This window comes from Crocosphaera sp., from assembly GCF_030064895.1.
GTDB lineage: Bacteria > Cyanobacteriota > Cyanobacteriia > Cyanobacteriales > Microcystaceae > Crocosphaera.
The window spans coordinates 1-7,487 of record NZ_JASJEB010000155.1; the positions used below are offsets into that span (position 1 = coordinate 1).

Consider the following 7,487-nt stretch of genomic DNA (forward strand, 5'->3'; position numbering starts at 1 on the left):
GGACTCGTAAACATACTGGCTCTATGAAGCAACTTGGGGAGATGAAGCGACAAAAATCTCAACAACATAAGAAAAGTTTGGGGTCTTTAGAAACCCCAACTTCTCAAAAGTTGGGGTAGTTCATTTAGTAGTTAAACATCTTTATGGGATGATTCTTGAGTTGTAACAAGGGCAATATATTGAATTTCCATCAAAAAGGTTCCCTTGGCAAATTTGACCCCCCAATAACCCCCAGGACGACGATCCATTACTACACCTTCATCACCAATATCCAAAATGTCGGAAGGACGTAACATAGGCATTGGATCAGCGGTTTTTAGATAAGGGGGTTTACTAATTAAAGATACTTTGCTACCTACAGAAATGTGTTGTTCATTCATTGCTTTTTTGATAATGGACAATGGATATTGGATAATTAATTATTTTTTATTATTTAATTATTAATTATCCATTGATAACTTCCTCTAACAACCCGTCACACGCATCCAATAATAAGTTAATAACATGATCAAAACCTGATTCTCCTCCGTAATAGGGATCGGGTACTTCTCTGTCTCGATGTTGACTGGCAAAGTCACACATTAAACGAATTTTATCACCATAAATATTATCTGAATCGAGTTTTAAAATGTCGCGATAGTTAGAACGATCCATGGCCAAAATTAAATCAAATTTCTCAAAATCAGATGGTTCAAACTGTCTCGCTTGTCCTACTAATTTTATCCCTCGACGGGACGCGGCCGCTTGCATTCTTCGGTCAGGAGATGCCCCAATATGATAACTGGATGTTCCCGCAGAATCACAAATAATCTGCTGTTCTAGCCCTTTTTGTTGGACTAAATAGTTCATAATATTTTCTGCGGAAGGAGAACGGCAGATGTTACCTAAACAGACAAACAGTAATTTATGTGCCATAAATTTTATAAATGATGGTTAAACTAAAGACTCAGTCAATTGATATTTAGCAGATTTTTGCTCCTTTTTAATATTAAGGTTTGACCCATAATTTTGTAAAGCTATTTTTACGCACTTAAACTTTCTTTTCTTTCTTGATAAGCAGCATAAACCCCTTTAACGTTATACCAATTGAGAAAAATCCGAGCAATTTCTAAGGCTAATTGGGGCTTTCCTTGATTGATTAACCATTGTAGAATTGGGGCAAGGGTACGTTCGTTTAATGTCCCACCTAGTGATAATATTCCCCATAAAATACGGTGTAATAGGGTCATTTGGATCATTAAACGTACTTCAAAAGTGGGATGTTTTTGATAGAATAAAACGCCCATTCTTCCTCGTTGAATTTCCTTATCAATTAAGTTGGGAATTTGTGCTAGACTAAAGGGTGGATGCCAGTGATAACCCATAGCCTCTGGACATTTAATTAGGGTAAGTCCTAGCTGTTTTAGTCTTACTCCTAGTTCTAAATCTTCCCATCCATAGAGTTGAAAACTGGTGTCAAATAACCCGGCCTTTTCTAACCATTTACGGGCGATCGCTACATTACCAGTGGCAAAATAAGCGGCAGAAAAATCTGTTATTTTATAGGGTTCAGAAGTGGGATCTTCAAAGTTACAAGTATTAATAACTGCACCGTAAGTGAACAGGCGATCGCTACCTAATTTTTTCTCTCCCTTAATCAAAGCGTTAGCATGGCATTGTAAAAAGCTTTCAGTTACGACTAAATCGCTATCAATAAAGATGATTATATCACCTTTTGCCTTAGTTACCCCTAAATTTCTGGCTGCTGCTGGACCTAAATGATTTTGAGAAAAAGAAGAAACATGAGGAAAGTCTGCTTTATTTTTCTGCAACCATTCTAGGGTTCCATCCGTCGATCCGTCATCGACTAAAACGACTTCATAGTTGCTAATTTTATCATCATTTAATTGTTGTTTTTCTAAGGCTTTTAAGCATTTTTCTAAAATAGGTTTACGATTGTAAGTGGGAATGACAATACTTATAAACACAGCTTTAATAATGAAGAATTAAGATAGGATAATTTGTTATTAAGTAGGTAGGCATAATTAAATGGATTCAACCTGTAGGGTGGGCAATGTTTAAAATAGTTTCTGGAGCATTTTTGTAATCTTTTTATTACCATTACCCACTTTCGGTTCATTTATAACCATCTATTTAGTTTAGCGCATTTGTTGCAAAATTTGACCAATAGCTTGAGCATCTTCTGCTGTGGGTAAAATAGATAAGTATAATTGTAGGTCGGTTGTTGCTTTTTCCCACTGTCGTAACTGATAATATAAAAGACCTCTATCCCTTATTTCTAGAGGATGGTTAGGAAATAATTGCAGCAGTAATTCTATAATTCTTAGCATTTTAGGGTATTCTTGACGATTAAGATAGATATATTTTAAATTAGTTAACATTCTACCTAAAATTTGTTGATTACTCACAGGGGTTAAAAAGTGTTCTTCTAGAGTAACTGGTTGTTGATAAATCTCCTGTAATTTTATCTGACAATCTTCTTTAAATAATATCTCCCCTTGGTTGAAAGCATCCACAAAAATTCCCACATTTTCAAACTCAGGACGAATAAGAAAGTGTCCTGGCATTCCAATCCCAACCATCGGGAAATTAATGCGTTTTGCTATTTCTAAATAGATGACAGATAAACTAATAGGAATTCCCATTTTTTTATCTATTACTTCATTTAAATAACTATTTCTAGGGTCATAATAATTATTCGTATTACCTTTAAAACCTAAGTCTTTAAATAAATATTTATTAATAGTTTTGATAACTTTTAAAGGATATAGTTCTTGATGCAAGTCATCTTTTATTCTCTGAGAAATTATATCTAAAGTTGTTAAATATTCTCCTATTTCTAGTCTTGGATATTCATACTTCGCATAAATTAATGCTGCTTTTGCTAGATTAATTTTATGGTCGGGTTTATTGGTTTCTTGAAGAAAAGATTGCATATAAAATTAATATTTTTATTTATTCTATCATATTTATTCACAGATTAACAGAAATAGCAATTATTCATCCAGATAAAATCGATAAAATAGATATTTATTTTCAAAATCATGTTGATCTTGGACATGATGAACAATTTTTTTGTCCACTAATTGTTGACCTATCTTTATCGCTTGTTCTAAAGAAATAGACAAGTTAGCCATCATCCAATCTACTAATTCACTACCAACAAAACACTTAGGATATAGTTTAAGAAGATAGCGACGATCTTTTATTTCAATCCCATTTTCACCTCTTATTTTATTAACAATCATTTCTAGTTCACTATTTGTTAACCTATCATTTCTAGGTTGAACTTTTAATAATTCAACTTCGTCACTTTCTTTCCATATAATAAACCCTGTTATATCTTCTAATAATAAATATTCCCTCTGTCCTTTACTATTCAAAAACTGTTTTTTTCCATAATCTTGTGCCTCTTTTTGTTGTTCTATATTAAAACTTTTATCTTTGATAAACAATTTATTTTTAAAGATTAAACCAGGTAAATACTGGATTATCTCTTGTCGACGCTGTAATAAATTACAATATCTTACCTGTTTGTGATCTAAAATTTTCATCAATCTTCCCCTTTATTCTATACTAATTTCCATTATAATCACCTCCTGAACCATATTTCCAAGAATCTAACCAACGATGATAATAATATTGTTGTTGAGGGGATAAATTTGTTGTTAGGGGTTTAACCCATTTTCCCAGAGGATATAACCCACTATAGGCAGCTAAACTTAAATAGTGTATTGTCCAATCTAAAAGGGGTTGTACTCCTACTTGTGGTAAGATAGGCAACACTAATTTAGGATTAACTAAAGGTAAAGTTTTCATTAAAGCAGGGAATTGAATTACATCTTGTAAAAAGGGTTTTAAAACGTCATCTCCTAGTCTATCCATAACCTGAAAAACCCCACTCATTAAATCATTTATTTGGTTGGGGGAAACATTTTGCTTAACACCAACACTCATGGTTTTTTGGAATAACCAAGTTACAGAAATATTAGGTTGATAAGGTTGTAATAAGGATAAAGAATTTTTGTCTAAACTATCAACTTTAAAAGCTTCTTTTATTCCTAAAGTTAAGCGTTTTAAGTTGCGAACCATCGACCCAAAACCACCAAAACTAACAGGAGATTGTCCGCCAGCACTATCTCCAATGGGTAAAATTCTATCCCAAGGCATTTTTAAAGGACTGTTTTGATAGGCAGGAAAAAATCCAAATAAAAATCTTTCAAATTTTAATTTTTCTAACTCTATATTTTGGTATTCTGGCAGTAATCTTAGATATTCTTCCATGAAAAATTCTAGGCTAAACCTATCAGGATGAGCATCGACATAAGTAAATAAATAAGTTGTCCTCCCGTCCCTTGCTGGAAAGGCTTCCCAAAAGTATTGACACTGGTTTAAAATAGGTGTAAAAGAAGCGATTAAATCCCCTGTATCGTTATTAGTATAACCTTTGGCACAACTTCCTACTACTAAGCAAATACCATCGGGTTTATGGCCTTTTCTTGCTTGTTGAACAATCGGAGAAAAGTGTCCCATTCCATCAATAAGCAAGCGAGATTTTACAGCAGTATTACCAGCATTAACTAATACCCCATTATCATAAATTATCCCTGATTGAAATGGGGTATTTTCTAATAACTTTCCTCCTGCTTCTATAAATTTTTGCTTTAGAGTCTCTAGTAAAAAAACAGGATCAACGCCAATATTTAAAACGTCTTCAACCCATAATTCATATCCCTTATGAAAACTGACTCTTCCTGGATTATATTCTGTAGCGATCGCTTGTTCTAATTCTGTAATCGATAATAACTCAAGTTCTACAAATGTATTGAGTTCTTGGCGAGAAATATTCCATTCTTGTTCTCTTCCTCTTAATTTTCCTCGCTCGATTAAAATAATACTATATCCTTGTTTTTGTAAGCTGGTAGCTATTAAAATACCTAGCGTTCCCCCACAGATAATAATATCTGCATCAAACTCATTTAAAGTCTCTTTACTATTAGTGATGACGGTTGGATGGGTTAGATTCTTATTTCGTAAATCTTGCCAACGACTATCGGCAAATTTTAATCCTTTACGACTATTTTCTGGTAAATATAAAAGATTAGAATTGAGATTCATAAAAAATTCAGCTTAATAAATATAAATATTTTATTTAGTATAACGTTAACTAAAATTTTTTTCAAGGTAAGTTGTAATTCTTTGGTGTATTTGTTCGATACTATCTTTAGCATCTATTTTTAGTATTTTTCCCTGATAAGACTGAAAAATTTTCTGATAGTTATCTTTTACTTGTTGTAATTTTTCTTGAGTTTCATAAACTTCTTTATAGGGAACATTTGCGAGACGATGTAAAGCAATATCTAATGAAATGTCTAAATAAATCACTAAATCTGGGTTAGGAAAACGTTTATTTAAACCATAAACAAAATCAAACTCTTCTTGATTATTAGTATTATAAGCCAAAGATGAAAAATAGTAACGAGTAGCAATAACATGAGAATTATCCTGTTGAATTAAATTATAAATTCCATCCACTTCATTATATAAATGATAATGTCTGTCCGCAGCAAATAAATAAGCCATTTGTTCATCAAATTTTGCTTTATCTTTCATCACAAAAACTTGATTTTGCATCGCTTTTCTAATTAACTTTCCAATTACTCCTTCTGTTGGTTCAGAACTAATAACTGCTGAGTTACCTTGATTAATTAAATAGCGTTTTAATAATTCCGCTTGGGTCGTTTTTCCGGCTTTATCAATTCCTTCTAAAACAATAAATAAAGGCTGCATTATTTCTCAAATATAAAACAAGTATTTTAGCTAGATAAAAAACAAATAACTTAGTGATTATTAAAGCTGTTTTTTATCTAGCAATTCTCATATTGGTGATCTACATAGTAGAGACGCTGCATTCAACTTCTCTACAGAGGGGTAGGGTGTACTCCATAAGTCCAAGAAACGCTATATTTTACATAAAACTATTGAATAAATACCATAGTCATGCCAACCAAAGAACCAATTAATAAAGCTAAAGTACTTAAAAAACTAATAGCAAAACCAATCATTCTTTTTTCAGCAGCTTGATAGTATCCTAGAGCATATAGAATACGACCAACTATCCAAAATGCTCCAATTCCCGATCCCCAAATTGGGTTAATATAAAAACAAAATAACCATAGTAAAGGTAAGAAAAATATGATCTGTTCTAAAGTATTTTGTTGTACTCTTAAAGCCCTTTCAAAATTTGGATCACCGCTAGTAGCAGGAGGCATAACTTTATACTTAAATCTAGCACGACCAACATTCATGGTAATAAGAAAATAGACGATCAATGCAACGACTGTTACTATGCTAGGGTAAATAGTTTCCATTATTTTTTAATTGTTAATTAATAGATTTTAGGATATTTTAGCATATAGTATTATCATAGGTCAATCTTCTGCTTAAATAATAGTTATAGCCTTGATAAATTATTTTTTACAAAGATAGTGATTTTATAGTCTATAAGACCGTGTTACGATTCAGATATAAAAGTCTAATTAATGAATAATGGTAAATTATCCAGACCCGAACATACTTTATCCTCTAAGAAACTATAAACGCCTTTGTTTCCTGAAAAATATTATTAAAAATCCTAATATTATTGTCGGAGACTTTACCTATTATGATGACTTAGACAACCCCCATAACTTTGAAAAAAATGTCTTATATCATTTTGATTTTATCGGCGATAAATTAATTATAGGAAAGTTTTGTGCCATTGCCAGTGATGTAAAATTTATCATGAATGGTAGTAATCATCCCCTCAATTACTTTACTACTTATCCCTTTGCTATTTTTGGTCATGGTTGGGAAAATACCATGTCCGTTGAAGGAACATCCAAAGGAGATACATTTGTTGGGAATGATGTTTGGTTAGGTTATAACGCTTTAATTATGCCGGGAATTAACATAGGTGATGGGGCAATAATTGCCACTAATGCAGTAGTAACCAAAAATGTCGAACCTTATACAATTGTAGGAGGAAACCCTGCTAAACTAATTAGAAAAAGGTTTAGTGATGAAGTAATTAATTTATTATTACAATTACAATGGTGGAACTGGTCAATAGAAAAAATAACTAACAATATTTCTATCTTATGTAGCAATAATATAGAAAATTTAAAACAATTAAATTCATAAACTATTAAAAATGTCTAAATCAGAATCTATTAATATTCGTCTTGTTCAAACAGAAGATATCGAAACCCTTTTTGAAATTAGAACCAGTGTTAAAGAAAACTATCAATCTCGTCAAGAAATTGCTCAACTTGGCATTACACCAGCATCTGTAGCTAAAATGTTGCAGAAAGATTGTTGTGCTTGGATCGCTGAAATTATAGCAGTCGCCAAAGCTATTAGGACATTTTTCTGTTCCCTGTTCCCTGTTCCCTGTTCCCTTAAAATATAATTTATGTGTCCTAACTAGCCTGTCTATTGCTATAAAA

General features: G+C 32.1%; 10 protein-coding genes. 2 read left to right on the forward strand and 8 right to left on the reverse strand.

Annotated features, from left to right (window positions below):
* Positions 1 to 131 precede the first annotated feature (131 nt).
* The 8 genes from sipA to QNJ66_RS25065 form a co-directional block, all read right to left on the reverse strand.
* A complete protein-coding gene (sipA, locus tag QNJ66_RS25030; protein ID WP_300511383.1) occupies positions 132 to 380 on the reverse strand; it encodes a regulatory protein SipA in 249 nt (82 codons plus the stop codon).
* A gap of 64 nt (positions 381 to 444) precedes the next feature.
* Positions 445 to 915, reverse strand: a complete 471-nt coding sequence (locus QNJ66_RS25035; RefSeq protein ID WP_300511384.1) for a low molecular weight protein-tyrosine-phosphatase — start codon at positions 913 to 915, stop codon at positions 445 to 447.
* A 107-nt stretch (positions 916 to 1,022) separates the two neighbouring features.
* The gene (locus QNJ66_RS25040; protein WP_300511385.1) at positions 1,023 to 1,967 is read right to left on the reverse strand and encodes a glycosyltransferase family 2 protein; all 945 of its coding nucleotides are present in this window, start codon (positions 1,965 to 1,967) and stop codon (positions 1,023 to 1,025) included.
* Positions 1,968 to 2,138: 171 nt separating this feature from the next.
* Positions 2,139 to 2,936, reverse strand: coding sequence for a transglutaminase-like domain-containing protein (locus QNJ66_RS25045; RefSeq protein WP_300511386.1), 798 nt, complete (start codon positions 2,934 to 2,936; stop codon positions 2,139 to 2,141).
* Between the two features lie 60 nt (positions 2,937 to 2,996).
* Complete coding sequence (locus QNJ66_RS25050; RefSeq protein ID WP_300511387.1) at positions 2,997 to 3,554, reverse strand: pleckstrin/ G-protein interacting- domain protein; 558 nt, start codon at positions 3,552 to 3,554, stop codon at positions 2,997 to 2,999.
* Between the two features lie 22 nt (positions 3,555 to 3,576).
* A complete protein-coding gene (locus QNJ66_RS25055) occupies positions 3,577 to 5,118 on the reverse strand; it encodes an FAD-binding oxidoreductase (RefSeq protein WP_300511388.1) in 1,542 nt (513 codons plus the stop codon).
* A gap of 45 nt (positions 5,119 to 5,163) precedes the next feature.
* Entirely contained in the window at positions 5,164 to 5,790 is a 627-nt protein-coding gene (gene tmk / locus QNJ66_RS25060) for a dTMP kinase (protein ID WP_300511389.1), read from the reverse strand.
* 188 nt (positions 5,791 to 5,978) lie between these two features.
* A complete protein-coding gene (locus QNJ66_RS25065; RefSeq protein ID WP_300511390.1) occupies positions 5,979 to 6,371 on the reverse strand; it encodes an MAPEG family protein in 393 nt (130 codons plus the stop codon).
* Positions 6,372 to 6,549: 178 nt separating this feature from the next.
* Here QNJ66_RS25065 and QNJ66_RS25070 point away from each other — a divergent pair, with 178 nt between their 5' ends.
* Together QNJ66_RS25070 and QNJ66_RS25075 are read left to right on the forward strand one after the other, a co-directional pair.
* Positions 6,550 to 7,182 carry a CatB-related O-acetyltransferase gene (locus QNJ66_RS25070; protein WP_300511391.1) on the forward strand — a complete coding sequence of 211 codons (633 nt, stop codon included), beginning with the start codon at positions 6,550 to 6,552 and terminating at the stop codon, positions 7,180 to 7,182.
* A gap of 10 nt (positions 7,183 to 7,192) precedes the next feature.
* Positions 7,193 to 7,450 (forward strand): hypothetical protein, encoded by a 258-nt coding sequence (locus QNJ66_RS25075; protein WP_300511392.1) that lies wholly within the window; start codon positions 7,193 to 7,195, stop codon positions 7,448 to 7,450.
* Positions 7,451 to 7,487: the final 37 nt, after the last annotated feature.